The sequence below is a fragment of the Mesorhizobium sp. BR1-1-3 genome (assembly GCF_020165455.1).
In the GTDB taxonomy this organism is placed as follows: domain Bacteria; phylum Pseudomonadota; class Alphaproteobacteria; order Rhizobiales; family Rhizobiaceae; genus Mesorhizobium; species Mesorhizobium ciceri.
Genome location: NZ_JAIUIC010000004.1, coordinates 142,063 through 166,469 on the forward strand (window position 1 = coordinate 142,063; position 24,407 = coordinate 166,469).

The window sequence follows — 24,407 nt, forward strand, 5'->3', positions numbered from 1 at the left end:
GGTAACACCCTAGTCAAGAGGTGGCCGAGGGTTTTTTGGAAACGAAAGGAGATCATGATGGCAGACGGCATCGTGGAGCGCTCTCGTCCCCGGGATCGGATCCTGGAGACGGCACGCGACATGTTCCACAAGCATGGCATCAAGGGCGTCGGCGTCGACGCCATCACCGAAGCTGCCGGCACGAACAAGATGACGCTCTATCGTCACTTCGAATCCAAGGACGAACTGATCGTCGAATGCCTGCGCGCCAATGCGGCCAAGGCCGGCGCTATGTGGGAAGCATTCGAGGCCGAATTCCCTGGTGACAAGCTTGCCCAGCTGCATGCCTGGGTTCGCAAGGCGGCTGCCATGCTCAATGCGGACGGCCGCGGCTGCGACATGGCCAATGCCGCCGCTGAGCTGACCGAGCCGGACCATCCGGCCAGGCTGGTGATCAAGGAGCTCAAGGAGGCCCAGCGCGCGCGCCTTGTGACGCTATGTCGGGATGCCGGCATTGGTCAGGCCGAACTGCTCGCCGATACGCTGTCGCTGCTGTTCGAGGGCGCGCGTGTCAGCGTGCAGACCGTGGGTACCGAAGGTCCGAGCACCCAGTTCGTGCGCATGGCCGAAGGGCTGATCGTTTCGTTCCGGGGCGCTGCCGCCGGTTGAGATTCGCCACGATTGTTGGCGGGTTACGGCTCTATGACGGAGGGCCGCGTACGCCTTTGACCCAGGCGGTATGGAAACTCCGGCGGCCAAACGAAAAAAGCCCGCTGCCGGGAGGAGGTGGCAGCGGGCTCGATTTTCGAATGTGGCGCGGGAGGAGGTGCACCCCATTCAGCGTCGGCATCGCATCTGGGAGGAGTAGATGGCCGACAACCAGAACCTACGAGTTGCCCAACGATTCGGCAACAAAGAAACTTGCATAGCTGCTGTGCAGATTTGCCGTGCCAATTATCATACAAATCCGGCAACAGGCATTTTTGCAGGCCGCCTGCTTCACTGCACCGGCACGTTTTCCCTGAAGATCAAGCGCGGTTCGATGAACTTGCGCGTCAGATAGGGTGCGGAGGAGGCAATCGAGCCGAGCAGGCGAATGACCGACTGCTCGGCGATCAGCCGCGCATTCTGGTCGATGACGACATCGGCGAGATCGTCGACGAGATGACCGCGCGTGTCCTTGGTCAGGTCGTGTCAGATGAACACCGGCTTGCGGTTCGGCCTGGCCTCGCGGATCGCCTTTGCAACGCCCGAATGTCCAGCTCCGACGCAATAGATGCCGAGCAACTCCGGCTCGTCGTGCAGTGCCTTCATGGTCTCGGTGTAGCTGGCATCGGGCTCGTCGTTGATCTCGACGGCGCTGCTGACGGTCAGATTGGGAAACTCCTCGTTGAGCACCGAGCGGAAACCCATCTCGCGTTCCTCGTGGCCGCGATAGGAACGTGAGCCGACGACCATCGCCAGATGGCCGGTGCGGCCGCCAAGGAAGCGTCCCATCAGCAGCGCCGCCGTTCGTCCCGCCACCCGGTTGTCGATGCCGACATAGGCCGCGCGCGGTGCCGTCGGAACATCGGACACCAGCGTCACCAGACGCATGCCGGCTTCGACGACGTCGCGCAGGATGTTGCGCGTACGCGGATGATCGACAGCGATCACGCCGACGCCATTGGCCCTGAGCGACAGGTTTTCGACAGCGCTCTGCAGCGCGTTCGGCGAGATACCGGCGAGATTGTGGATCCGGCACGAGGCGACAAGCGGCAGACGCGCGGCGTAGTCCTCGATATGCCCGGCGAGATCGCGCATGAAGGCATTGCTGCCGATCGGCAGCAGGAATTCGAGGTGGGCGGGCCGCGAGGGCAGCGTCACCTGATCGGCGACCGGCAGGTAGCCGAGTTGCTTGGCCGCCTCCATGACGCGCTGGCGGTTGGCCGCACTCGCACCCGGCCGGTTGTTCAGCACCCTGTCGACCGTTGCGGTCGACAGCCCGCAATTGCGGGCGATGTCCGAGACGGTGGCTTTCATGCCGCTACCCACAGCCCGCATTGCGGGCAATATTCGAGACGGTGGCTTTCATGCTGCAATCCTGTTCGCCATGCGGTGGCGCGTCAGACAAGCGATGCGATCTGAGGTGGCGGATGATTGCCGCCCATCACCCGATAGTCAGTGCGACGGCTTGCCATCGGTGATGGCATCGCGGATTTCCTTGTCCGACATGCCGGTGATGATCCGCTCTACCTCCGCCACGCTGGTCGTCTTCGGGTCGATGTCGTCGGCGACCACCTTGCCCCGGCGCATGACGACGATGCGGTCGACCACCTGGAAGACATGGTGGATGTTGTGGGCGATGAAAATGCAGGAGTGACCGGAATCGCGGGCGCTGCGCACGAAACTCAGCACGCCCTGTGTTTCGGCGACGCCCAGATTGTTGGTGGGCTCGTCGAGGATGATCAGGTCGCTGTCGAAATGCATGGCGCGCGCGATCGCCACCGCCTGACGCTCGCCGCCGGAGAGCGAGCCGATCGGCGTCGTTGGCGGGATGTTCTTCGAGATGCCGACCTGCTTGAGCAAATCGCGGGCAACCGTGTTCATCGCCTCCTGGTCCATCCGGTTGAGGAAGCGCGGCGGCTTGATCGGCTCGCGCCCGAGGAACAGATTGCGGGCGATCGACAGTTGCGTGACCAGTGCGGAGTCCTGGTAGATCGTCTCGATGCCATGGGCGATGGCGTCGCTGGTGCTGCGCAGGCTCACCTTCTTGCCACGGATGAAGATATCGCCGCTGGTCAGCGGAACGGCACCCGAAAGCACCTTGATCAGCGTCGACTTGCCGGCGCCATTGTCGCCGAGCAAGCCGACGATCTCCCGTTCATTGACATGGAAATTGGCATCCTCCAGCGCCTGCACGCGGCCGTAGGACTTGCGGATGTTCGTCATGCGGATCAGTGGCTCGGCCATGGTTCAAGTCCCCGCCTGATGCCGGCGTTCCAGCCATGAATGCAGTGCCATCATGCCGAGGATGATGGCACCGATGAAGATGTTGTAGGCAAGACCAGGCACGCCGATCAGCACGATGCCGTTGCGCATCACGCGCAGGATCAGGATGCCGAGCACGGTGCCGATGATCGTGCCGCGCCCGCCGGTAAGTGCGGTACCGCCGATCACCACCATGGCGATGACTTCCAACTCATAGCCGGTACCGCTGTTGGGGTTGGCGGCGGACGTGCGCAACGAAGAGATGACGCCGGCAAGCGAGGCCATGACCGACGACAGCACGAACAGGCCGATCTTGACCCCGCTGACATTGACGCCGCGCGCCCGCGCCGCGCTCGGGTTGCCGCCGGCCGCCTGGATCCAGTTGCCGGTGCGGCTTTGCGTCAGCACGTAGCCGAGCGCGATCGCCGCGGCGATGAACCAGAACAGTGACATGTAGATGCGGAACGGGCCGATGAAGAAGTCGCCGACCAGCGCTTCCGCCAGCCAGCTGCCCTCCGCACTCCAGGTGCGCTGGGGAAAACCGTCGGTGACGAAAAGGGCGGTGCCGCGCACCACCAGCAGCATGCCGAGCGTCACCAGGAAGGATGGGATCTTGAGCTGCGTCACGAACCAGCCATTGACCAGCCCGATGAAGGCGGCGACCAGCAGCGCGGCGACAAAGCCGGCTTCGAGCGAGGTCAGGCCGCTGTTGAACAGGGTCCACATCAAGACCGGCGAGAAGCCGAACAGGGAGCCGACCGAGAGGTCGAACTCGCCGGACGTCATCAACAGCGTCATCGCCAGCGCGATCAGGCCGAGCTCGACCGTGAAAGCCAGCGTGTTGGAGATGTTCTGCGGCGACAGGAAGTCGTGGTTGAAACTCCAGAAAACGGCGATCTCGACGACGAGCAGCACGAAAGGGCCGAATTCCGGCCGTGCGATCAGGCGTGGGACGAGCGAATGATTTTCCACAGGCAATCCGCGACATGAGTGGAAGGCTGAGCGTTGCACATCGCGTGCGAAGGGCTCGGCGAAATGGAGAGCCAGTCGCGACCGTTGGGCGGCCGCGACTGTTGAGATTGGATGTTACTTGCCGGACAGGATGTCGTCGTAGATCTGCGCGGTGTCTTTTTCATAGAGCGCGCCGGTGATGACGTTGAAGCCCGGAGGAATGCCGCCGGCGGCCATATTGGCCAGCGAAAGCGCGACATAGCTGGTCGCCTGCGGATCCTGCCACTGGCCGGCATTGACATAGCCGTTCAGCACTTCCTGGGTGGTGTCGAGCGAATTGCCCCAGCCGACGACCGGGATTTCGCCCGGCTTGATGCCGACCTGGTCGAACACCCGCTTGATCGAGCCGGTGACGAGGTCGCCTAGGCCGATGATCGCCTTGACCTTGGCCTTGTTCGCCGTGAGGTAGTCGACCATGCGGTTGATCACTTCAGCCTGATCAAGCGTCGCTTCCGTGATTTCATAGGTGATGCCGAGCGGCTCGAAAACGCTCTTGATGCCTTCCTCTTCCTGCACGCCATAGGTGGCGCCGGGGATTTCGACCGGCATCCAGACGAAGTCGCCCTTCTTCACCAGGCCTTTGTCGACCAGATACTGTGCCCAATGCTTGCCGAAGGTGACATTGTCGCCGCCGACATAGGCGTTGAAGTCGGCTTTCGGATCAGGCGTGTTGAAATTGATGATCGGCACTTTCGCCGCACGCGCTTCCTTGACGATCTCGATCAGGCTGCCCGGATCGGGGCTCGTGGTGACGATGCCATCGGCCTTGGCGGAGAGGGCGGCGCGAACCGCTTCCTGCTGCGAGGCGACATCGCCGTTGTGGAAAGAGGTGTTGACCGTGTTGCCGGTGTCCTTGGCCCACTGCTTGGCGCCGGCCAGGAAGTAGGTCCAGACCGGATCGGCCGGACCGCCATGCGAAATCCAGTAGAACGTCTTGGCCTGTGCCGCTGCTGGTACCACCATCAGCGCCACCAACAGGCCGTATAGAACGCGTCTTAGCCGTGTCAGCATTTGATTTCCTCCCGTTTGTAGATCGTCAGTTCAAAATCCGTCCCTTGTTTTGCGTCTTTTGCCAGCGCCGATCGGATGCGTCAGAGCATCCCCTTTTTCGACGGATGGCAAGCCTCCATCTGCCAGACCTCCATCTGCAGGTGTAGTGGGCGCCTGACGGGGCGTCATCAGCCGTCCCATCAGATTGCATCAGTTGAGGTGATTTTCCGACTGTCGGATAATTGGTGTCGAGGCTAGCCGAGCAGATAGTCCTCGTCATGGTCGGCGCGCAGGTTGCTCCACAGCCGATCGGCCGCCAGGCGAGCAAGGCGATTTGTTCCGTTAGGTATCCGACAAATGCAGATGCTCGGGCACTCGCAGCATTTCGGCATTGGTGAGTCTTCCGCTGGTGAACTCTAGTCGGAGCCCCTCGCAGTATCCGATGGCTTCTCCCTCGATAGGACGTTTGCTGGCCATCAGGAACGCGACAACGCCGAGATCGATGATCCCACCGTGCGTCACCAATAAGCCCGTCGCTTCGTTGGGAACTCGGGCAGCTATGCTCGTCCACAGTCGCACTTGGGTGTTAGCAAATGCAATGCAGTCTACGTCCGATCGGAGTACACGTTCTACCTCCGCCAACGGGCTCGGCCACGAGATCGTTTCGAGTATATTTTTGGGAAGAATTCCAAGTTCGGCAATCAACTCATTTACTTCGAAACCCATCGCAATTGCGGTTTCGATTGCCCGTGGAATTTCGCTTGTGACAACAAGTTCATAAGAGTCAGCCCCTTGGGCTACAAACCGCGCTAGTTCGATTCCTTCTCGAGAAAGGTGCGCGCCAGGCTTGCGCCTCATGGTGTGCCGGCGAACATCAAGTATCGTCATTGGATTCCAGTCCGACGAGGTCACGAGTAATAAGGCGCCAACATTGCGTTGATGGTGGCCCTGGGCCAAGGCTTGGCTAAATAAGATCGGCCTTCGCCAGCTCCCGCATCAGATGGCTGGCGCCGTAGGTCCAGTGCGGGCAGTCTGGCGACAGCTGCACGCGGTTGACCAGCGCGCCGAATTTTTCCGACGAGATGGTGACGATGTCGCCGACCTTGTGGGTAAAACCCTTGCCCTTCTCGCCGCGATCCTTGGACGGAACGAACATGGTGCCGAGATAGAGCGCCAGCCCGTCCGGATACTGGTGGTGCGGCCCCATGGCCGCGGCGACCAGTTCCTCCGGCGAGCGGCTGATCTCGGCCATCGAGCTTGCGCCCTCCAGCGAGAACCCGTCCTCGCCCTCGACTTTCAGGCGCACGACGGCGCGCTTGACGTCATCGATGGAGAATTTGTCGTCGAACAGGCGGATGAAGGGGCCAAGTGAGGCCGAGGCATTGTTATCCTTGGCCTTGCCGAGCAGCAGCGCCGAACGCCCTTCGACGTCGCGCAGATTGACGTCGTTGCCGATAGTGGCGCCGACGATCCTGCCGCTTGAGGCGGCGATCATGGCGATCTCGGGCTCCGGATTGTTCCAGGTCGATACCGGGTGGAGACCGACATCGGCGCCGAAGCCCACCGAGGCCATCGGCTGGCACTTGGTGAAGATCTCGGCATCGGGGCCGATGCCCACTTCCAGATATTGCGACCAGGCGCCGCGCGAAATCAGCTTGGCCTTGATCTCCATCGCTTCGGGCGAACCGGGCTTCAGCTTCGACAGGTCGTGGCCGATCAGTCCGGCAATGTCGGCGCGGATGGCATCGGCTTTTTCAGCCGAACCACGCGCCTGTTCCTCGATCACCCGTTCCAGCAGGCTGACGACGAAGGTGACGCCCGATGCCTTGACCGCCTGCAGGTCGACCGGGGAGAGCAGGTAGGGTTTTGCTGGATCGCGCCCGGTTTCAAAACTGTTGGCGGCGATGTCATCGAGCGAACCGATCGGTCTGCCTTCGGCCGAGCGGACATGCCCAGCCGGGTCGGCCATCTCGCAAAGGTCGCGCATGGTCGGTGCCGTACGCGAGGTGATGTCGAAGACCGTGCCATCGCGAACCGTGACGACCAGCGGGTATGCAGCACCGCTGCTTCTGGCGCGTCCGACAAAAAGGCCCTCGCTGGGCAGGTGGATCGGGTTCGTCATGGCGCTCTGTCCTCTTAGTGATCGGCAATGTGGTGAAGTGATCGACAATGTGGGCTAGCCGGATCGGCGTGGCACTTTCACCGGATTCCCATCAAAGGTCTATCCCGTCGCAGGCGATCGGAACTCTGGGTCTCCGGTCGTCTCGGCGGCAGTCCACAGGCGAAAGCCATGGTGCTCTTTCAAAATTGTGAAATTCTGACTAGGATTTTCACCAATCGCAGCGCATTCAGGTGACCCTTGGCGACAGCATTCTCCGATCCCATCTGGCGCAGGCCGCAGGCAGCTTCCACGTTTCAATCGCTTCCCAATGGCGAACGGGTCGATCTCGCCATCGTTGGCGGTGGCATCATGGGCTTGTCGACTGCCTTGCATGCCGCCCGGCTTGGCCTGTCGGTGCAGGTGCTGGACGCCGGCGAGATCGGCCAGGGCGCATCAGGCTTGAACGGCGGCCAGGTCATTCCCGGCCTGAAATACGATCCGGAATGGTTGCTTGAGCATTTTGGCCCGGAGCGCGGCGAGGCTCTTGTCAATTTCGCGGCGTCGACCGCCGACGCGGTGTTCGAGCTGATCCGCGACGAGAATCTGGCGGTGCCGTTCGTTCGAAATGGCTGGATCCAGGCGGCGCACACCGAGGCCGCGCTGAAGGCGGCGACGAACCGCGACCGGCAATGGCACGCGCGCGGTGCCGACGTCCGGTTGCTGAACGCAGCGGAGACCGCAGCCAGGACCGGCGCACAGGGTTATCTCGGCGGCTGGCTCGACCGCCGCGCCGGTGTGATCGATCCGCTCGCCTACACGTCTGAACTTGCCCGGGTCGGGACCGCGACTGGCGTGAGGATAGCAGAGCGCCAAAGGGTCGTGCGGCTCGCCAATGCCGCCGGTGTTTGGCGTGTTTCGACCGAAAATGGCCTGGAATTGCAGGCAAAGGCGGTCGTGCTGGCGACAAACGCCTATACGGACGGTCTGATCCCCGGTCTCGCCCAGACGATCGTGCCGCTGCATTCTTTCCAGATCGCCACAGCGCCGCTGCCGTCCAACCTGGCGGCCACGATCCTGCCGGAAGGGCAGGCGGTGTCGGACTCCAGGCGCATCCTCGTCTACTACCGCAAGAGCGCCGACGGCCGGCTGGTGCTTGGCGGACGGGGCCGCATGGCGCTGCCGACGAGCGCAGGCGACTGGGCGCATCTCGAGCGTGCGCTGGTACGGCTCTATCCCTCGCTGTCCGGCGTTCCCATCGAGAAGCGCTGGTTCGGCCGGGTGGCGATGACGCCGGACCACCTGCCGCACATCCACGAGCCGGAGAAAGGCCTGCTCGCCGTGGTCGGCTGCCAGGGTCGTGGTGTCGGCCTGATGACTGCGCTTGGCGAGCGCATCGCCGGCTACCTCCAAAGTGGCGACGCCAGGCAATTGCCTTTCCCGGTCTCGCCGATCCGGCCGATCCCGTTTCACGCCTTCCGCCAGGTCGGCGTCGCCGCGACCATCGCCTGGTATCGCCTGCTCGATGCGTTGGAGCGCTGACCAGGGCGCTTCATCCCCTTGGGGCTCCGTTAGGGGATTCTGCTTGACAGTTTCATGAATATGAAAAACTCTAAGCCAATTTCAAATTTCCAATAGGCAGGTCGATGTCGACCCTAGTTGCCACATCAGCGCCAGAGGCCCGGTCTTCCCAGGGCTTCCGGGTCGCCATGCTGCTGCCGGGCGCGCTGGTCACCTTGCTGCTGATCCTGTTTGCGCTTGGCCTCGTGCTTTTCCTCGCCTTCCGCGGCAATGACGGTTCGCTGCTCGGCGCCGGTTTCACCGTCGCGAACTTCGTCACCGTGGTGTCCGATCCGCTGTACTGGACGGTGACGCTGCGCTCGCTGATCATTGCCGCTCTGGTCACGCTGGCGACGGTCGTCACTGCCTATCCCGTCGCCTACTACCTTGCCTTCCACGCCGGCCGGCGGCGCGGCCTGCTGCTGTTCCTGGTGACGCTGCCGTTCTGGACCAGCTATCTCCTGCGCGTCTTCGCCTGGAAGATCGTGCTCGCCTACAATGGCGTTTTGAACTCGGCGCTGATCGAAAGCGGCATCTGGTCCGAGCCGACATTGGCCTTTCTCAACACGCCGGCCGCCGTCGTCGTCACGCTGGCGCACGCCTATGCGCCTTTCGCCATCCTGCCGATCTACGTGGCGCTGGACACCATCCCGAAATCGCTGATCGAGGCCGCTTCCGATCTCGGCGCGCGGCCATTCACCTCTTTCCGCCGGATCGTGCTGCCCAATTCGATGCCGGGCGTGCTGGCGGCAGCCCTCGTCGTCTTCGTGCCGACGGTCGGCGACTATGTCACGCCGGCGCTCGTCGGCGGCCCGGCCAGCACCATGATCGGCACGCTGATCCAGGCGCAATTCGGCAAGGCCAATCACTGGCCGTTCGGCGCAGCACTCTCCGTCGCCGTCATGCTGGTCATCCTGTGCGTGGTGCTGGTCGCCCGCTTCGCCGACCGCAGATTTGGCAGCCGCACATGAGCACTGCACGCACGCAGGGAGGTGGCCGCTGGCTCGGCATGTATGTCGCCGCCTATTTGGTCTTTCTCTATCTGCCGGTGCTGCTGATCCCGCTGTTTTCCTTCAACAACTCGATCCAGGCAGCGTTTCCGCTGCAAGGTTTTACCTTGCAATGGTACGCGACGCTGTTCGGTAATTCGGCGCTGACCGGTGCACTCTTGAACAGCCTCGCCATCGGCGCCATCGCCGCCACGGGTGCGACGCTGTGCGGAATCACCGTATCCTACATGGACCTCTACGGCCGCTCGCCCCTGGCCGCCACCATCAGCGCCATCGCAAGGCTGCCGATCCTGATCCCGGGCGTCATCGTCGGCATATCGCTGCTGATCCTCATCAACCTCGTTGGTCTTGGGCCATCGCGCGTCGCCATCGTTCTCGGCCATATATTGGTGGCGCTGCCGACGACCGTGGTGATCATGCGCAGCCGCTTCGCCGCCATCCCGAAAACCATTCGCGAGGCGGCACTCGATCTCGGCGCCTCCGACTGGACGACCTTCCGGCGGGTCATGCTGCCGCTCAGCCTGCCGGCCATCGTCTCGGCATTCATGCTGGCCTTCCTGATCTCCTTCGACGAATTCATCGTCGTGTTCTTCCTGGCCGGCACCGAGCCGACGCTGCCGCTCTACATCTGGAGCCAGCTGCGTTTTCCCCGGTCGCTGCCGACGGTGATGGCGCTCGGCACTTCGATCCTGGCGGTGTCCTTCGTCATCGCTGCAGCAGCTGAAATCCTGCGCCATCGCGGCTTGTCCGCCACGGCGCCAAGGCCTGCGGATCCATCACAACCAAAACAAACCAAGAGAGGAGAACTGCAATGGCATTCGACCTGAAATCGATCTCTGCAAAGACTGTTTGCGCTGGATTGACGGCGTTCGCGCTGGCGCTGTCGTCGACCGTCGCTTTCGCCGGCGACAAGCTGCAATATTTCACCTGGTCGGGCTATGAACTGCCCGACTTCAACAAGAGCTTCCTTGCCGCGCATCCCGATGGCGTCGAGGCCTCGATCTTCGGTGACGACGATGACGCCTTCACCAAGGTCAAGGCCGGCTTCCGACCCGACATTGCGCATCCCTGCTATGACAAGGTGGCGCGCTGGAACAAGGAAGGCCTGCTGCAGCCGATCGACACCAAGCGCATCAAGAACTGGGACTCGATCTTCCCGGTGTTCAAGAACCTACCAGACCTGCAGGCTGGCGACGGCAAGGTCTGGATGGTGCCGTGGGACTGGGGCAACACCTCGATCCTCTACCGCACCGATCTGGTGAAGAACCCGGAAGCGAGCTGGAACCTTTTGTGGGACAAGCAGTATGCCGGTCGCATGGCGACGATCGACGCGGTGCATGACACGCCTGTCGTGGCGGCGCTGCTCGCCGGCGTCAATCCGTTCGACATGACGCCGGAGCAAATGGACAAGGTGGCCGAGAAGCTGCGCGAGCAGCGCCCGCTGCTCTCCAACTACACCACCGACATGACCTCCGTCGAACAGGCGCTGGCCAGCGGCCAATTGGTCGCCGCCATGACCTGGAACGCGTCGGCCACCTCGCTCAAGAAGCAGGGCGTGCCGGTCGAGTTCATGAAGCCCAAGGAGGGCATGCTGACCTGGGCCTGCGGCTTCGTGATGCTCAAGGACGCCAAGAATGTCGACCTCGCCTATGATTTCATCAACAGCCGGCTGGAGACGGATTCCGGCAAATACCTGATCGAGGCCTACGGCTATGGCAGCTCGACCAGTTCGGCCTTCGCGGCGGTGCCGAAGGAGGAGCTGGAGAAATTGCAGCTGCCGTCCGACCCGGAGGTGATGCTGAAGACCACCATCTTCACCGGACCGATGAAACAGAATGACGACCTCGCCAAGATGTTCGAAAAGGTCAAGGCGGGAGGTTGACGCCGAGGTCTTCCCTTCTCCCCTTTGGGGTGAGCAGCCGGTTCGCGTAAGCGAATTCATCGTGCCAGTGGCACGATGAAAGGCCGGCGAACGCCGGGACGCTGCGAAGCAGCGGGGACCCGGCAGGTGGATCGACTAACCACGCCCGGCCCTTCAGGCTCAGGGCGTTCGAAGCTCGAAAAGCAATTGGCTTTTCGTTCGCTGCGCGAACCGCTTCTCACCCCACAAGGGGAGAAGGGAACAAGACGAGGACGAATGCATGGACATGCTGGATGAAGCGGCTGGGAAGCCGAAGGACGATGCCGACGTTCGCGTCGGCCGGCGCGTGCGGGCGCTGCGGCTGGAGCGCAATTTGTCGCTGGCCGATCTTGCGGCAAAGGCCGGCGTGTCGATCGGTGCATTGAGCCAGATCGAGCGCGGCATGTCCTCGCTTCGCGTCAAGGTGATCTGGCCGCTCGCCGCCGCCCTCGACATCGAGCCGTCGGCGCTGATCGCCGACGGCAACGATGCGGCCAACGATCTCTATTGCGTGCGTGCCGACAAGCGGCGGCAAATCCCGGTGAAATCGGAAGGCATTGCCAAGGCGCTGCTGTCACCGCCGGGCGCGACGCTGACCGGCATGCTGGTGACAGTGGAAGCCGGCGGCGGCACGGCCGAGGCCTATGCGCATGCCGGCCATGAATTCGGCTTCGTGCTGGCCGGTGAGGTCGAACTGGTGGTGGATTCGACGAAATACGGGCTGAAGGCGGGCGACAGCTTTGCCTTCAAGAGCACGCTTTTGCATGCCTTCCGCAATCCGGGCGCCGAGCGTTGCCAGGTTCTCTGGGTCAACACCACGAAGCCGTCCGAGGTTCGCGATGGCGCCTGATCCACTCGTCCGGCTGCAGGCGGTCTCGAAGATTTTTGCTGGCGGCATCGTCGGGCTCGACGCCGTCGATCTCGACATTATCAGCGGCGAGTTCATCACGCTGCTCGGGCCGTCGGGTTGCGGCAAGACCACCAGCCTGCGCGTCATCGCCGGTTTCGAAAGCCCGTCGAGCGGCAAGGTGTTGCTCGATGATCGCGATATCACGGCCCTTCGGCCGTTCGACCGGCCGGTCAACACCGTGTTCCAGGACTATGCACTGTTCCCGCACATGAATGTTGCAGAAAATGTCGGCTTCGGTCTGTCGCTGCGCAAACTGTCTGGAGCCGAACAGGCTAAGCGCACCGGCGAGGCCCTCGACATGGTCGGTCTCGCCGACAAGCTTGGCGCCCGCGTCTCCGAACTGTCTGGCGGCCAGCGCCAACGCGTCGCGCTCGCGCGTGCCATCGTCTGCGAGCCGCGCGTGCTGCTGCTCGACGAGCCGCTGTCGGCGCTCGACGCGCATCTGCGCGAACAGATGCAGGTTGAGCTGAAGCGGCTGCAGTCGCGGCTTGGCACCACCTTCGTCATGGTCACCCACGACCAGACCGAAGCGCTGTCGATTTCCGACCGCATCGTCGTCATGAACAAGGGCCGCATCGAGCAGATCGCACCGCCGGCCACACTTTATGACCGGCCTGCCACGAAGTTTGTGGCGAGCTTCATCGGCACCATGAATCTCCTGCAATCACGGTTTGTCGGCCGCGATGGCGATCGCTTGCGTTTCACCGCCGGCACCCTGCCGCTGGAGGCTATTTCTGAAACCGGCGAGGCACCTGCCGAGGGCGCTACCCGCACCATCGGCGTGCGCCCGGAGGATTTGCTGGCGATGACCGAGGCCGCGCCCGGCACCGCACCGGCGCGCGTCAACAGCGTCGTCTTTCACGGCCGCACGCTGCGCCTGCATGCCGAACTCGGGCAGGGCGCACCTGTCGTCATCGACGCGCCGCGCCAGGCCGAGGGTTTTCGCTTCCAGGTCGGCGACGTGGCGCATATCAGCCTGCGCCGTGGCGCCAACTGCCCAGTGCTGCCAGGTTAGTTCATCGAACGCTAAAAACCGGGGCCAACTGGGCGATCCACGATTTCCTCGAGGTCGAGGGTATCATCGGCTGCTGGGCGTGAGCTCGAATAGATTCCAGGCTTGACTCAAGGAGAGTGTTCCTGTTTTGTTCCGGAATGGAGCAAAACAGGAGCGTTCTTTGCCGGGCGTGTGCGTATGTATCTGCAAGGCGAATTCGACTATGGACTTCCAGAGCCGCCATGGCGGCCTAAACGGCCCGAGCGCGTGTTCTTCGGTTTGTTTTTGCATTCTAAGGACCATTCGCGCTTTGCCGATTGTCAAAATCGGCTATGCGGCCAATGCGGGGTAACCGGCGACCAACTGCTACCGGAGCGTTTTCACGTCAGCCTGCAGCATGTCGGTGATTACAAAAGGCTACGGTCCAAAATTCTTTTTGCGGCCGCCCGATCGGGACGGCGCATTGCGATGGCCCCGTTCGAGGTTACCTTTCGCTATGCCAGTAGCTTTCCCGGCCGACCGGCGACTAGGGGCAAGCCAGCCAAACACCCTTTCGTGCTTCTCGCCGATGACGGACCGGTTTGTGAGTTGAGCAGGAAGCTCGGCGTCGAAATGCTGCGCGAAGGCCTCAAGGCGTCAGATGGTTTCGTTCCGCATCTGACGCTTGCATATGACCGAAAACTTGTCCCCAAACAGCCTATGGGCCCAATCAGCTTTGTTGCACGAGAGTTCGTCCTTGTGCACAGCTTGCGCGGACTGAAGAAGTACGTTTTCCCGGAATGTTGGCCGCTGAGCGCGATGTGATGTGCTCACATCGTCGTCACATACTCCGAGCGATATCCATCATCCTGACATGGCTTGTCAGCTACCCCGTGGTCCGACGATGGCAGGCCAGCGAGTCGTTGCCTATTTGCAGTGCGTCTGAACAGGAGGAACGCAAATGACCATCGCGGAAATTGCCAAGGATTTTACCGAGCTGCTCAAGCAGGGCGAGAACGAAGCTGCCGCCGAGAAGTACAATTCCGACGATATCGTGAGCTACGAAGCCATGGAGGGGCCGATGGCCATCTCCCGTGGCAAGGAGGCTCTCAGGCAGAAGGGCCAGTGGTGGCAGGAGAACAATGAAGTCCATGGCGGCTCTGTCGAAGGCCCCTATGTCAATGGCGACCAATTCGCGGTGCGCTTCAAGTTCGACATAACGCCCAAGGCTACCGGCGAGCGTGTCACCATGGATGAAGTCGGCCTCTACACGGTGAAAAACGGCAAGATTGCCGAAGAGCGCTTCTATTATTGAGGCCGGCCCCCCGGCTTCCGGCTCACATCGCTGCTGCATGATCTGGAGGTTAGACGGCCAGGACATTGTCCTGGCCGTCATGTGGAACGGAGATATGGCAACGGCTCTGGCAAAGCGGAAAGGGTGGTTTAGTCTGTGGAACGGATTCGACAGTCAGCCAAGGAAGCACGCTTTTGACGATCACCATGTACGGCATCACCACTTGCGACACGGTCAGGAAGGCGCGCGTCTGGCTGGAAGGCCATGACGTAGCCTACCGGTTTCACGATTTCAGGGCCGAGGGACTGGACGCGAAGCGGCTGGATGGTTGGGCGGGCAAGGTCGGCTGGGAAAAGCTGCTCAACAAGGCGAGCACGACGTTCCGCGAGCTGCCGGACAAGGAAAAGCAGGGTCTCGACGAGAAGAGCGCCAAGGCGCTGATGCTGGCCAAGCCGACCATGATCAAGCGGCCGGTTCTGGAGGTAGGCGACCGGGTTATGGTCGGGTTCAAGGCTGATGTCTATGAGGCGGCGGTGGGGGAGTAGAGCTGCCTCTCGGTCCACGGTGTTCCGTGGCGCCCCCCTCTGTCCTGCCGGACATCTCCCCCTAAAGTGGGGAGATTGGCAGCTTCGCCGCTCCGCCATTCCTGTCACGTTCGGGATTTGCGAAGAAGATGATGACAGCGGATCTCCCCACCTGAGGGGGAGATGGCCGGCAGGCCAGAGGGGGGGCGCTGTCCCGCCGACCGCCATAAAATCTCAGCGTCCGCGCAGATACCCCGCCAGCGCCACCGCATTGTTGTGCGCCTCGTCATGCGCGCCGTAGAGCAGCGTCACCTTGCCGTTACCCAGCAGGCCTCGCAACTGCGTCACCGCCGCGCCATTCCCATCCAGCTCAGCGCCATACCGCTCCTGAAACTCCGCCCAGCGCACCGCCTCGTGTCCGAACCATTTGCGCAACTCGTCGCTCGGCGCGATGTCCTTCAACCACAGCGTCAGCGCGGCGTCTTGCTTGCTGACGCCGCGCGGCCAGATGCGGTCGACCAGAACCCGCTGCCCGTCATCGGGAGCAGGTGGCTCGTAGATACGCTTGACCGCGATCTTGAAGGCCATCACACCTCCTGGCTGGAACCCTCAGGCCCACTCGCCCTTGCGCATGACAGGCACGCGGGCGCCGTCCTTGTGGACGCCATCGATGTCGATCTTGTCCGAGCCGATCATCCAGTCGATGTGGATGAAGCTCTTGTTGCCGCCGCGCGCCGCGATCTCGTCCTGGCTGAGCGAGGCGCCGTCGACGAAGCACTTCGAATAGCATTGGCCGAGCGCGATGTGGCAGGCGGCGTTCTCGTCGAACAGCGTGTTGAAGAACAACAGGCCGCTGGCCGATATCGGCGAGGAATGCGGCACCAGCGCCACCTCGCCGAGACGGCGCGCGCCCTCGTCTGTATCGAGCACCTTCTTCAGCACGTCCTCGCCCTTCGATGCCTTGGCCTCGACGATCCGGCCTTCTTCGAAACGCACCGAAATGTCGTCGATCAGCGTGCCCTGGTAGGACAGCGGCTTGGTCGAGGAGACATGGCCTTCGACTCGCCTCGCATGCGGCGTGGTGAAGACCTCCTCGGTCGGGATGTTGGGGTTGCAGGTGATGCCGTTCTTGGCGGTCGAGGCGCCGCCCATCCATTCATGGCCGTCCGCCAGTCCAACCGTCAGGTCGGTGCCCGGTCCGGTGAAGTGCAGCGCATGGAAATTATGGCCGTTGAGCCATTCGGTGCGGCTGCGCAGCGCCGCGTTGTGCGCCCTCCAGTTGCCGATCGGATCCTCCACATCGACCCGCGACGCGGCGAAGATGGCATCGGCGAGTTTCACGACCGCAACATCGTCGGCATCGCCGGGGAAGACCTGTTTGGCCCAGGCGAGGTCCGGATAGGCGACGATGTTCCAATTGATGTCGAAGCCGGTGATCTTTTCCAACGCCGGCTGATAAGCCATCGAATTGGCCTTGTTGGCGCGCGCCACTTTCGCCGGATCCTGTGCGGAGAGCAGCGACGGATCCTCGCCGCGCACCGCAAGCCTGGCCGCATTGTTGGAGAAGGCCTTCGCCATGCCTTCATAGAGCCAGCCGGCGGCGCGGTCGAAACCGGCATCGGCGCCGAAGCGGTAGCGCGCCAGCGTCATCTCGTCATCGTTGAAGATCGGCGTCACCAGGCCGGCGCCGGCCTTGTAGGCATGCTCGACGATCCGCCTGGTTAGCGGCAGTGCCGCGATCGATGACGTCAGCACCAGATCCTGCCCTGGCTGCAATTGCAGCCCGACCTTGATGGCGACTTCCGCCAGCCTGTCGAGCTTCACCGGGTCGATTGATGCGGAAACGCCGCGCGAATGTGTGGTCATGATCCTGCCTGTCGTAGTTTGATGTCCGACCTACCATAGAGCGGCGGCGCGGCGCTTTCCACCGCGATCGCGCCGGCGGGTTTTGGGTTTGCGGACCCGAACCGCGCCATGGTTGCTTCGATCTCTTCCCTGATCCAGACCTTGAAATCCCGGACCTTGCGGCTTTCCGCCTTCACGGACGAGGTCACCAGCCAATAGCCGAGCCCGCTCTGGGCGCGGATGCCGAAAGGCGCCACCAGCCGCCCGTCGGCCAGCGCATCCGCGGCGAGCAATTGCCAGCCCAGCATCACGCCATGGCCGGCAATCGCCGATTCCAGGCACAGCATCGGGTCGGTGAAACGCGCACCCTTGAGGAAGCTGACAGGTGGGACACCGGCCGTCTCGAACCAGCTTTCCCAGTTGATCATTGCCCGCTCGTCGGTGATCGCGCAGGTCTGGGCAAGGTCCTCGATCGACTTCAGTTTTTGGGCAATCGCCGGCGCGCAGACCGGGAAGACTTCCTGCGCCAAGAGCAGTTCCGTGCGCCCGCCCGGCCATTTGCCGTCGCCAAGCCGGATGGCGATGTCGATGTCTGAGTGATCGAGATTGGCCAGCCGCACCGAAGCGTCGATGCGCAGCAGCACGTTGGGATGCCGGTCGAAGTGGCGAGATAGTCTGGGCAACAGCCACTTCGAGGCAAAGGCCGGCGCCACCGAAACCACCAATGTGCATTGCGTAGCCTCGTCGGCCAGCGCCACGGCCTGGGAAAGCTCACGAAATCCAGCACCAAGGCGGGCCGCGAAGACGGCGCCGAATTCGGTCAGCACCAGACCGCTCGCCGTTCGCTCGAACAGCGCCTGGCCGAGCTGTTTTTCGGTACGGCTTATCTGCTGGCTGACGGCGCTGACGGAAACGTTGAGCTCACCGGCGGCCGCCGCCAGCGATCCGAGACGGGCAACGGTTTCGACGGCGCGCAGGCCGTTGAGGTGGACGCGGTTGAGCATGGCCATTGAGTTTTTCTAAACTGATCCGGCTGAAATCTCAATTGAAAGGCATGTCGAAACGGCGGATTTTATCGGAAGAGACAGACCTGTGGAGCCGGAAATGCTGAGGATCTTGTCGTCGTCGCTGAAGGTCTTTTTCGCTGCGAGTACGCCGTATGAGCCGCACCCGGACGGCGAAACGCAGAGATGGCTGACCGATCCGCTTTCGCATCCGGTGCTGAACACCATGTCGGAACGCGAACTGGGCGATGTGCCGTTCAGGCTGACGGCACGGCGGACAGTGCACGAGACGGCCCCGTTGCACGCCGGCGGCCGCTGCTGAGCAGGCGCCAAGCGTTCCGGCTTGAGGAAAGTCGAGGCGAGCACCACGTCCCGCGCACGCGCTGGCCCAACAGATGGCGATTGTTTCAGCGACCCCTGCACTTATTGTGCAGTGCAATGACATCAGCCACCTCGACAGCGCTGCGTTTCGCCTTCGCCGGCATGATTGCCATGGCGGTTGCCATGGGCATCGGCCGTTTCGTCTACACGCCGATCCTGCCCGGCATGATGCAGGAATTGCATCTGTCGCCTGCCGATGCCGGTTGGATCGCGTCGGCCAATTATCTCGGTTATCTCGTCGGCGCGTTGGCAGCGGCGGGCGGCTGGGCGCATGGGCGCGAGCGCCTGCTGATGCTGGCGGGGCTTGGCGCCAGTACGGTCCTTGCCGCGCTGATGGGGCTGACCGAAGCGATGACGGCCTTTCTCGCTATCCGCTTTCTGGCCGGTCTGGCCAGCGCCTTCGTCATGGTGTTCATGGCCAGCATCGTTTTCAGCCACATCGCGGCTGCCGGTCGCAACGACCTGCAGGCCTGGCATTTCGGCGGCGTCGGGCTCGGCATAGCGGCATCGGCGGCGATGATGGCGGTGCTGGTCGCCGAGCATTCGGGCTGGGCTGCAGGCTGGCTGTGGTCGGCGGCGATTTCGGCCTGTGGTTTCGTCCTCGTTGCGCTGTTGGCCAATGAGGGTCCGCTCGGCAACGGCGAAGCCACCCGCGAGCCGGCACTGCGGATGGACCGGTCGTTGGTCAAGGTCATCGTCGCCTACGGCCTGTTCGGCTTTGGCTATGTGGTGACGGCGACATTCCTGGTCGCCATCGTCCGGCAAGGCGGCGGCAGCCGCGTCTTCGAGGCCATGGTGTGGATGGTCGCCGGTCTTGCGGGCTTTCCCTCAGTCTGGCTCTGGCAGAAGATCGCGGCCCGGACCGGCCTTTATGCCGCCTATGCGCTGGCGTGCTTCATCGAAGTTGCCGGCGTCACCGCCAGCGTCGCCATCGGCGGCGCCACCGGGCCGCTGCTTGCCGGCGTGCTGCTCGGTGGCACCTTCATTGCCATCACCGCATTTGGCCTGCAGGCCGCCCGGCAGCAGGCGCCAAGCGCGCCGCGGCGGATATTCGCCCTGATGACGGCTGCGTTCGGCCTTGGCCAGATCATCGGGCCGGTCGCCGCCGGGTTTCTGGCGCAGATGTCCGGCGATTTCTTCCTCGCCTCGATCACAGCCGCGATCGTGCTGGTCGTCTCCGGCGCCATCACATGGTCGGCTGCGCCAAAATCGCCATGATTGTGGGCTTGCTGTGCCGGGCATCGGGCACGGGCATTTTCTTTCCCACTAATGTGTGACTTTATGCCCGCTGTCGTCAGCTGATTTGTGCCTAGATCGAGGAATTCGCCACAGTGTTCGTATCCTTTTTCCCGCAGCCGAAGCTGTTCTTCACTTCGGCCGCCGTCTGGAGCCTTGCGGCGATCCTGTTCTGGTTCTTCGGTGGTGAACAATTAGGTACGGTTTTCGGATTGCCGCCCGCCGCGGCCGGCGCGCCGCCCATCATCGGCATCGCCATCCTCGTATCGAAGCCGTTCCTCTGGTTCTATCTCTATTTCGCGTTCTGCGTGCTCGTCTTCTACGCATTCTGGAGCTGGTATTCGCCGCATCCATGGCAACGCTGGTCGATCCTGATGACCGCGGTCATCCTGTTCTTCATCTATTTCAATGTGCAGGTCAGCGTCGCCGTCAACGCCTGGTATGGGCCTTTCTTCGACTATGTGCAGGGGCTGATGTCGGGGACTGGAAAGTCGACCAACAGCGAATTTTATATCGGATTGGCTGATTTTTCGTGGCTCGCCCTGGTCGGCATGAATGTGCAGGTGGTCAACGCCTTCATCGTCAGTCACTGGATCTTCCGTTGGCGCACGGCGATGAACAACTACTTCGTCGAGAATTGGGGCAGGCTACGCCATATCGAGGGTGCCTCGCAGCGCATCCAGGAAGACACGATGCGGTTCTCGCAGATCATGGAAGATCTCGGCTCCAGCTTCGTCCAGTCGATTATGACGTTGATCGCATTCCTGCCGGTCATGATCCAGTTGCAGGCCCATATCACCGAGTTGCCGATTATCGGCGCGATTCCACAGCCATTGGTTGTCGCAGCCCTTGCCTGGTGTCTGTTCGGGACGATCTCGGTCATGGTTGCAGGTCTGAAACTTCCAGGGCTGCAGTTCCGCAACCAGCGCGTTGAGGCAGCCTACCGCAAGGAACTCGTCTACGGCGAGGATCACGCGGACCGGGCCCAGCCGGCCACCACGGCCGAGCTGTTCGAGAATGTTCGCCACAATTATTTCAGGCTCTATTTCCACTACATCTATTTCAACGTCGTCCGTTACACCTACCTGCAGGCCGACAACATTTTCTCGCTGCTGATCCTCGGTCCCTCGCTGGTGGCGCACAAGATCACGTTCGGCGCGCTGAACCAGATTTCGAACGCATTCGGCAAGGTGACCGGTTCACTGCAGTTTCTGCTCACCTCCTGGTCGACCATCGTCGAGCTGCAATCGGTCCACAAGCGCCTGCGCGCCTTCGAGGCGACGCTGCAAGGCGAGCCGCTGCCCGATATCGACCAGCGCTATCTGGCAAGGCAGGGCGCTGAGGATCCGGCCTAAAGATCGAGGTTGGAAACGAACCGGGTTGGCGGCTCAGCCGCCGACCGAGACCTGCCTCTGGCCGGCATCCTGGCGCGAAACATAATCGCGAAAACTGATGCATTCGACATCGGCCTTGACGCAGACCTCGCCGGCAAAGCGCTCCAGCGCGTTCCAGTAGGCGCCGTCATTCATCAGCGCGAAGTGGAAGCCGAGCTCCAGCGGAATGCGCTTGCCGGCATACTGCTTGTCGAAGGCGGCGCGGAAGGCATCATAGGTCCGGTTGGCGAACTCGCCCGCTTGGCTTGGCCGTTCGAAGCCGCCGGAATGCCTGACATAGAGATTGTAGTCCATGGCGATCACCGGCCGTGACTTCGGTCCTTCTGGAATCTGCGGCAGCGAAAAGTGCATGACGCCGTTGCTGGCCGTCGGTCGGGCGGGGCCCTGCGAGACGCCGCTGGCGTCGAATTGATAGCCGGCGGCCGGCAGCGCTTCATAGAGCGCCTTGCCCGTCGACAGATACGGCGCGCGAAAACCGACAACCGCATGCCGTGCGAAATCGCGCCAGCCCTCAGGCTCGGGCGCAATGCCGTTGATGGCATAGGCGTTCTCGAGAATGTGCTCGAACGAACCGAACTCTTTCAGCCAGTCGGCCTTGCTCCAGTCCTTGCCGTCGAAATGGCCGCAGCCATGGCTGGCGATGTCGTGGCCCTCATGCGCGGCAAGCCCGATCTGCTCGAGCCGGTCGGTGACTTCCTGTTTCGAGGCAGCAAAGCCGATATTGGATTTCCCGGCGCTTCTGCCGGGTGCGGTGTATTCCTTGCGTGTTTCCGTCGACAGCAGGAAGACGCAGGACAGAAAATAGGTGAAATGTGCGCCGGTGCGCTCAGCCAGTGCTCGACTGCGCTTCCACTGCGAAATGTCGCGGGCGCTGTCGAACGAGATGATGACGACCTGCTTGGGCTTTGCCGGCACCGGTGGCGCGGGCGGGTCGGCCAGAGCCACGCCGGCAGTGACGAGCGCGGCAAGTGAAAACGCAACAACGCGGAACGGACGAAGCATAGGAAATCTGATCTTAACTCGGGGAACGTCTGCAAGCCGGCTATCGCCTAAATGTGGCGCGGGTGCGATGGGCCTCTTCGGCTGCTCGTCCGGGGCAAACATCCGTTTGCCCCGGACAATAGCGATTTTCCGGTTGAACCCCTTCCATGCCGGCAAAATTTCGCTAAAACGCGGGCTGACAAAGGCCCGACCGGGCAGGAATGGTTTGATTTGATGTCCGACGACAGTTTTATCCGTGAAGTCAACGACGAGATCCGTCGCGAACAGGCGCAGGCGCTGTGGGACCGTTTTGGCCCAGCCCTGATTGTCGTTGCGATCCTCGTGGTGCTCGGCACCGCAGCCTTCGTCGGCTATCGCTATTGGGACGAGACGCGCGCCAACCGCTCGGGCGATGCGTTCTCGCAGGCGCTGAAGCTTGCCAATGACGGCAAGAACGATGAGGCGCTGACCGCGCTCGATCAGTTGGAGAAGGATGGCTACGGCGCCTATCCGCTGCTCGCACGCATGCGCGGCGCGACCGTCAAGGCGAACAAGGGCGACGTTCCCGCCGCCGTCAAGGATTTCGACGAAGTCGCCGCCGACACGGCCATTCCCCAGAGCATTCGCGACATGGCGCGGCTGCGGGCAGCGCTGCTGCTCGTCGACCATGGCTCGTTCGCCGACGTGTCCAGCCGTGTCGAAGCGCTGACATCCGACACCAACACGCTGCGCCACACGGCGCGCGAGGCGCTCGGCCTTTCCGCCTGGAAGGAAGGCAAGACGCAGGACGCGCTGAAACTGTTCGACCAGATCGCCGCCGATGACGGCGCCCCGCGCAACACCCGCGAGCGCGCAACATTGATGTCCGAGCTGATCCGCGGGTCGGGCAGTGCGTCGTGACCTTCAAAGTCGCCATCATCGGCAGACCTAACGTCGGCAAATCGACTCTCTTCAATCGGCTGGTGGGAAGAAAGCTGGCGCTTGTCGACGACACGCCGGGCGTCACCCGCGATCGTCGCGTCCACGCCGCCAAGCTCTACGACCTGCATTTCGATGTCATCGACACCGCCGGCTTCGAGGACGCTGGTGCCTCGACCTTGCCCGGCCGCATGCGTGCGCAGACCGAGATCGCTATCCGCGAGGCCGACCTGATCTTCTTCACCATCGACGCCAAGTCCGGCCTTTTGCCTGATGACAGGACCTTCGCCGAGATCGTGCGCAAGTCCGGCAAGCCGGTCGTGCTGGTCGCCAACAAGGCCGAGGCGAAGGGCGCCCAGGGCGGTATGCTGGAAGCCTGGGAGCTCGGCCTTGGCGAGCCGATCCCGGTTTCGGCCGAGCATGGCCAGGGCATGCCCGATTTGCGCGACGCCGTGATCGGCGCGCTCGGCGAAGCGCGCGCCTTCGGCGAAGACGAAGATAGCAAAGACGAAGAGATCGCTGCCGGCGAGGTGCTGATCGGCGAGGATATCGCCGATCCGGATGCCGAGCACACCTATGACGACACCAAGCCGATGCGCATCGCCGTCGTCGGCCGTCCCAATGCCGGCAAGTCGACGCTGATCAACGCGCTGATCGGCGAAGAACGGCTGCTCACCGGACCGGAAGCCGGCATCACCCGTGATTCGATCTCGGTCGATTGGGATTGGCATGGCCGCCGCCTGAAGCTGTTCGATACGGCCGGCATGCGCCGCAAGGCCAGGATTCACGAAAAGCTCGAAGTGATGTCGGTGCAGGACGGCCTGCGCGCCATCCGCTTCGCCGAGATCGTCATCATCGTGCTCGACGCCACCATTCCCTTCGAGAAGCAGGATCTGCAGATCGCCGACCTGATCATCAGGGAAGGCCGGGCGCCGGTGATCGCCTTCAACAAATGGGACCTGATCGACCATCCCCAGGAGCTTCTGGCCGAACTGCGCGAGAAGACGGAACGGCTTCTTCCCCAGGCGCGCGGCCTGCAGGCCGTACCTGTCTCCGGCGAGACCGGGCGCGGCCTCGACAAGCTGATGGATGCCGTCATCAGGACCCACAAGGTATGGAACAGCCGCGTCTCGACTGGCAAGCTCAACCGCTGGCTGGAAGGCATCCTGGCACACCATCCGCCGCCTGCCGTGGCAGGGCGCCGGCTGAAGGTCAAATACGTCACCCAGGCCAAGACCCGGCCGCCGGGTTTCATTGTCCAGTGCTCGCGGCCCGATGCGATGCCGCAATCCTATGTCCGCTATCTCTCCAACAGCCTGCGCGAAGCCTTCGACATGCCCGGCGTGCCGATCCGCATCGCGCTGCGCACGTCGGACAATCCGTTCGCCGGCAGGTCGAACAAGCGTAAATAAGCGGTCGGGCGCTGGAT

The 24,407-nt window shown here is 62.6% G+C and carries 26 protein-coding genes; 16 read left to right on the forward strand and 10 right to left on the reverse strand.

Features of this window, described 5'->3' with window-relative positions; all coding sequences use genetic code 11:
- Positions 1-57 precede the first annotated feature (57 nt).
- A complete protein-coding gene (locus LB559_RS10800; protein WP_013532873.1) occupies positions 58-648 on the forward strand; it encodes a TetR/AcrR family transcriptional regulator in 591 nt (196 codons plus the stop codon).
- 199 nt (positions 649-847) lie between these two features.
- Positions 848-1,042, forward strand: coding sequence for a hypothetical protein (locus LB559_RS10805; RefSeq protein ID WP_013532872.1), 195 nt, complete (start codon positions 848-850; stop codon positions 1,040-1,042).
- 131 nt (positions 1,043-1,173) lie between these two features.
- Here the strand turns inward: LB559_RS10805 and LB559_RS10810 are convergent, their stop codons facing one another.
- The 6 genes from LB559_RS10810 to LB559_RS10835 all read right to left on the reverse strand — a co-directional run bounded on the left by LB559_RS10810 (position 1,174) and on the right by LB559_RS10835 (position 7,072).
- Positions 1,174-2,001: a LacI family DNA-binding transcriptional regulator gene (locus LB559_RS10810; protein ID WP_224674038.1), complete on the reverse strand. Its 828-nt coding sequence runs from the start codon at positions 1,999-2,001 to the stop codon at positions 1,174-1,176.
- A gap of 138 nt (positions 2,002-2,139) precedes the next feature.
- On the reverse strand, positions 2,140-2,931 hold the full coding sequence (locus LB559_RS10815; RefSeq protein ID WP_013532870.1) for an ATP-binding cassette domain-containing protein: 792 nt from the start codon (positions 2,929-2,931) through the stop codon (positions 2,140-2,142).
- Positions 2,932-2,934: 3 nt separating this feature from the next.
- Positions 2,935-3,921, reverse strand: coding sequence for an ABC transporter permease (locus tag LB559_RS10820; RefSeq protein ID WP_013532869.1), 987 nt, complete (start codon positions 3,919-3,921; stop codon positions 2,935-2,937).
- Positions 3,922-4,035: 114 nt separating this feature from the next.
- Positions 4,036-4,971: a substrate-binding domain-containing protein gene (locus LB559_RS10825; RefSeq protein ID WP_063167633.1), complete on the reverse strand. Its 936-nt coding sequence runs from the start codon at positions 4,969-4,971 to the stop codon at positions 4,036-4,038.
- 321 nt (positions 4,972-5,292) lie between these two features.
- Entirely contained in the window at positions 5,293-5,838 is a 546-nt protein-coding gene (locus tag LB559_RS10830; protein WP_064995104.1) for a hypothetical protein, read from the reverse strand.
- Between the two features lie 76 nt (positions 5,839-5,914).
- Entirely contained in the window at positions 5,915-7,072 is a 1,158-nt protein-coding gene (locus LB559_RS10835; protein WP_224674039.1) for a fumarylacetoacetate hydrolase family protein, read from the reverse strand.
- Between the two features lie 237 nt (positions 7,073-7,309).
- Here LB559_RS10835 and LB559_RS10840 point away from each other — a divergent pair, with 237 nt between their 5' ends.
- The 9 genes from LB559_RS10840 (at position 7,310) to LB559_RS10880 (ending at position 15,240) form a co-directional block, all read left to right on the forward strand.
- A complete protein-coding gene (locus LB559_RS10840) occupies positions 7,310-8,590 on the forward strand; it encodes an NAD(P)/FAD-dependent oxidoreductase (RefSeq protein WP_224674040.1) in 1,281 nt (426 codons plus the stop codon).
- Between the two features lie 104 nt (positions 8,591-8,694).
- Positions 8,695-9,579, forward strand: a complete 885-nt coding sequence (locus tag LB559_RS10845; RefSeq protein ID WP_224674041.1) for an ABC transporter permease — start codon at positions 8,695-8,697, stop codon at positions 9,577-9,579.
- Positions 9,576-10,445 (forward strand): ABC transporter permease, encoded by an 870-nt coding sequence (locus LB559_RS10850; RefSeq protein WP_224619729.1) that lies wholly within the window; start codon positions 9,576-9,578, stop codon positions 10,443-10,445. The genes LB559_RS10845 and LB559_RS10850 overlap by 4 nt, the downstream gene beginning before the upstream one ends.
- Positions 10,430-11,500, forward strand: a complete 1,071-nt coding sequence (locus tag LB559_RS10855) for an ABC transporter substrate-binding protein (protein WP_024502621.1) — start codon at positions 10,430-10,432, stop codon at positions 11,498-11,500. The genes LB559_RS10850 and LB559_RS10855 overlap by 16 nt, the downstream gene beginning before the upstream one ends.
- A gap of 259 nt (positions 11,501-11,759) precedes the next feature.
- Complete coding sequence (locus tag LB559_RS10860) at positions 11,760-12,368, forward strand: cupin domain-containing protein (RefSeq protein ID WP_224674042.1); 609 nt, start codon at positions 11,760-11,762, stop codon at positions 12,366-12,368.
- Positions 12,358-13,443 (forward strand): ABC transporter ATP-binding protein, encoded by a 1,086-nt coding sequence (locus LB559_RS10865; protein ID WP_224674043.1) that lies wholly within the window; start codon positions 12,358-12,360, stop codon positions 13,441-13,443. Before LB559_RS10860 ends, LB559_RS10865 begins: the two co-directional genes overlap by 11 nt.
- Positions 13,444-13,620: 177 nt before the next feature.
- Positions 13,621-14,226, forward strand: a complete 606-nt coding sequence (locus LB559_RS10870) for a 2'-5' RNA ligase family protein (RefSeq protein WP_027164192.1) — start codon at positions 13,621-13,623, stop codon at positions 14,224-14,226.
- Positions 14,227-14,362: 136 nt separating this feature from the next.
- Positions 14,363-14,716 carry a nuclear transport factor 2 family protein gene (locus tag LB559_RS10875; RefSeq protein WP_224674044.1) on the forward strand — a complete coding sequence of 118 codons (354 nt, stop codon included), beginning with the start codon at positions 14,363-14,365 and terminating at the stop codon, positions 14,714-14,716.
- 173 nt (positions 14,717-14,889) lie between these two features.
- A complete protein-coding gene (locus LB559_RS10880; protein WP_063167640.1) occupies positions 14,890-15,240 on the forward strand; it encodes an ArsC family reductase in 351 nt (116 codons plus the stop codon).
- Positions 15,241-15,453: 213 nt separating this feature from the next.
- Here LB559_RS10880 and LB559_RS10885 read toward each other — a convergent pair whose 3' ends face one another.
- From LB559_RS10885 to LB559_RS10895, 3 genes are read right to left on the reverse strand one after another with little or no spacing between them, the layout of a single operon-like run.
- A complete protein-coding gene (locus LB559_RS10885; RefSeq protein ID WP_224674045.1) occupies positions 15,454-15,807 on the reverse strand; it encodes a DUF488 domain-containing protein in 354 nt (117 codons plus the stop codon).
- Positions 15,808-15,828: 21 nt separating this feature from the next.
- Positions 15,829-17,085: an aminopeptidase gene (locus LB559_RS10890; RefSeq protein ID WP_127369392.1), complete on the reverse strand. Its 1,257-nt coding sequence runs from the start codon at positions 17,083-17,085 to the stop codon at positions 15,829-15,831.
- Positions 17,082-18,074 carry a LysR substrate-binding domain-containing protein gene (locus LB559_RS10895; RefSeq protein ID WP_013532854.1) on the reverse strand — a complete coding sequence of 331 codons (993 nt, stop codon included), beginning with the start codon at positions 18,072-18,074 and terminating at the stop codon, positions 17,082-17,084. The genes LB559_RS10890 and LB559_RS10895 overlap by 4 nt, the downstream gene beginning before the upstream one ends.
- A gap of 94 nt (positions 18,075-18,168) precedes the next feature.
- Between LB559_RS10895 and LB559_RS10900 the strand changes: the two genes are divergently transcribed.
- From LB559_RS10900 to sbmA, 3 genes are all read left to right on the forward strand, one after another.
- The gene (locus LB559_RS10900; RefSeq protein ID WP_024502627.1) at positions 18,169-18,390 is read left to right on the forward strand and encodes a hypothetical protein; all 222 of its coding nucleotides are present in this window, start codon (positions 18,169-18,171) and stop codon (positions 18,388-18,390) included.
- Positions 18,391-18,506: 116 nt separating this feature from the next.
- Positions 18,507-19,667, forward strand: a complete 1,161-nt coding sequence (locus LB559_RS10905; protein WP_224674046.1) for a YbfB/YjiJ family MFS transporter — start codon at positions 18,507-18,509, stop codon at positions 19,665-19,667.
- 113 nt (positions 19,668-19,780) lie between these two features.
- Positions 19,781-21,040 (forward strand): peptide antibiotic transporter SbmA, encoded by a 1,260-nt coding sequence (sbmA, locus tag LB559_RS10910; protein WP_013532851.1) that lies wholly within the window; start codon positions 19,781-19,783, stop codon positions 21,038-21,040.
- A 33-nt stretch (positions 21,041-21,073) separates the two neighbouring features.
- Here sbmA and LB559_RS10915 read toward each other — a convergent pair whose 3' ends face one another.
- Entirely contained in the window at positions 21,074-22,081 is a 1,008-nt protein-coding gene (locus LB559_RS10915; RefSeq protein ID WP_013532850.1) for a polysaccharide deacetylase family protein, read from the reverse strand.
- A gap of 213 nt (positions 22,082-22,294) precedes the next feature.
- On the opposite strand from LB559_RS10915, the gene LB559_RS10920 reads away from it, so the two are divergent.
- Both LB559_RS10920 and der read left to right on the forward strand, forming a co-directional pair.
- Positions 22,295-22,960 (forward strand): tetratricopeptide repeat protein, encoded by a 666-nt coding sequence (locus LB559_RS10920; protein ID WP_013532849.1) that lies wholly within the window; start codon positions 22,295-22,297, stop codon positions 22,958-22,960.
- On the forward strand, positions 22,957-24,390 hold the full coding sequence (gene der, locus LB559_RS10925) for a ribosome biogenesis GTPase Der (protein WP_224674047.1): 1,434 nt from the start codon (positions 22,957-22,959) through the stop codon (positions 24,388-24,390). Before LB559_RS10920 ends, der begins: the two co-directional genes overlap by 4 nt.
- Positions 24,391-24,407: the final 17 nt, after the last annotated feature.

Bases quoted from the DNA above. Each gene is read 5' to 3' on its own strand.
- LB559_RS10800 (WP_013532873.1), top strand. From the start codon at position 58: ATGGCAGACGGCATCGTGGAGCGCTCTCGTCCCCGGGATCGGATCCTG.
- LB559_RS10805 (WP_013532872.1), top strand. From the start codon at position 848: ATGGCCGACAACCAGAACCTACGAGTTGCCCAACGATTCGGCAACAAA.
- LB559_RS10810 (WP_224674038.1), bottom strand. From the start codon at position 2,001: ATGAAAGCCACCGTCTCGGACATCGCCCGCAATTGCGGGCTGTCGACC.
- LB559_RS10815 (WP_013532870.1), bottom strand. From the start codon at position 2,931: ATGGCCGAGCCACTGATCCGCATGACGAACATCCGCAAGTCCTACGGC.
- LB559_RS10825 (WP_063167633.1), bottom strand. From the start codon at position 4,971: ATGCTGACACGGCTAAGACGCGTTCTATACGGCCTGTTGGTGGCGCTG.
- LB559_RS10830 (WP_064995104.1), bottom strand. From the start codon at position 5,838: ATGACGATACTTGATGTTCGCCGGCACACCATGAGGCGCAAGCCTGGC.
- LB559_RS10835 (WP_224674039.1), bottom strand. From the start codon at position 7,072: ATGACGAACCCGATCCACCTGCCCAGCGAGGGCCTTTTTGTCGGACGC.
- LB559_RS10845 (WP_224674041.1), top strand. From the start codon at position 8,695: ATGTCGACCCTAGTTGCCACATCAGCGCCAGAGGCCCGGTCTTCCCAG.
- LB559_RS10850 (WP_224619729.1), top strand. From the start codon at position 9,576: ATGAGCACTGCACGCACGCAGGGAGGTGGCCGCTGGCTCGGCATGTAT.
- LB559_RS10855 (WP_024502621.1), top strand. From the start codon at position 10,430: ATGGCATTCGACCTGAAATCGATCTCTGCAAAGACTGTTTGCGCTGGA.
- LB559_RS10860 (WP_224674042.1), top strand. From the start codon at position 11,760: ATGGACATGCTGGATGAAGCGGCTGGGAAGCCGAAGGACGATGCCGAC.
- LB559_RS10865 (WP_224674043.1), top strand. From the start codon at position 12,358: ATGGCGCCTGATCCACTCGTCCGGCTGCAGGCGGTCTCGAAGATTTTT.
- LB559_RS10870 (WP_027164192.1), top strand. From the start codon at position 13,621: ATGTATCTGCAAGGCGAATTCGACTATGGACTTCCAGAGCCGCCATGG.
- LB559_RS10875 (WP_224674044.1), top strand. From the start codon at position 14,363: ATGACCATCGCGGAAATTGCCAAGGATTTTACCGAGCTGCTCAAGCAG.
- LB559_RS10885 (WP_224674045.1), bottom strand. From the start codon at position 15,807: ATGGCCTTCAAGATCGCGGTCAAGCGTATCTACGAGCCACCTGCTCCC.
- LB559_RS10890 (WP_127369392.1), bottom strand. From the start codon at position 17,085: ATGACCACACATTCGCGCGGCGTTTCCGCATCAATCGACCCGGTGAAG.
- LB559_RS10895 (WP_013532854.1), bottom strand. From the start codon at position 18,074: ATGGCCATGCTCAACCGCGTCCACCTCAACGGCCTGCGCGCCGTCGAA.
- LB559_RS10900 (WP_024502627.1), top strand. From the start codon at position 18,169: ATGCTGAGGATCTTGTCGTCGTCGCTGAAGGTCTTTTTCGCTGCGAGT.
- LB559_RS10905 (WP_224674046.1), top strand. From the start codon at position 18,507: ATGACATCAGCCACCTCGACAGCGCTGCGTTTCGCCTTCGCCGGCATG.
- LB559_RS10915 (WP_013532850.1), bottom strand. From the start codon at position 22,081: ATGCTTCGTCCGTTCCGCGTTGTTGCGTTTTCACTTGCCGCGCTCGTC.
- LB559_RS10920 (WP_013532849.1), top strand. From the start codon at position 22,295: ATGTCCGACGACAGTTTTATCCGTGAAGTCAACGACGAGATCCGTCGC.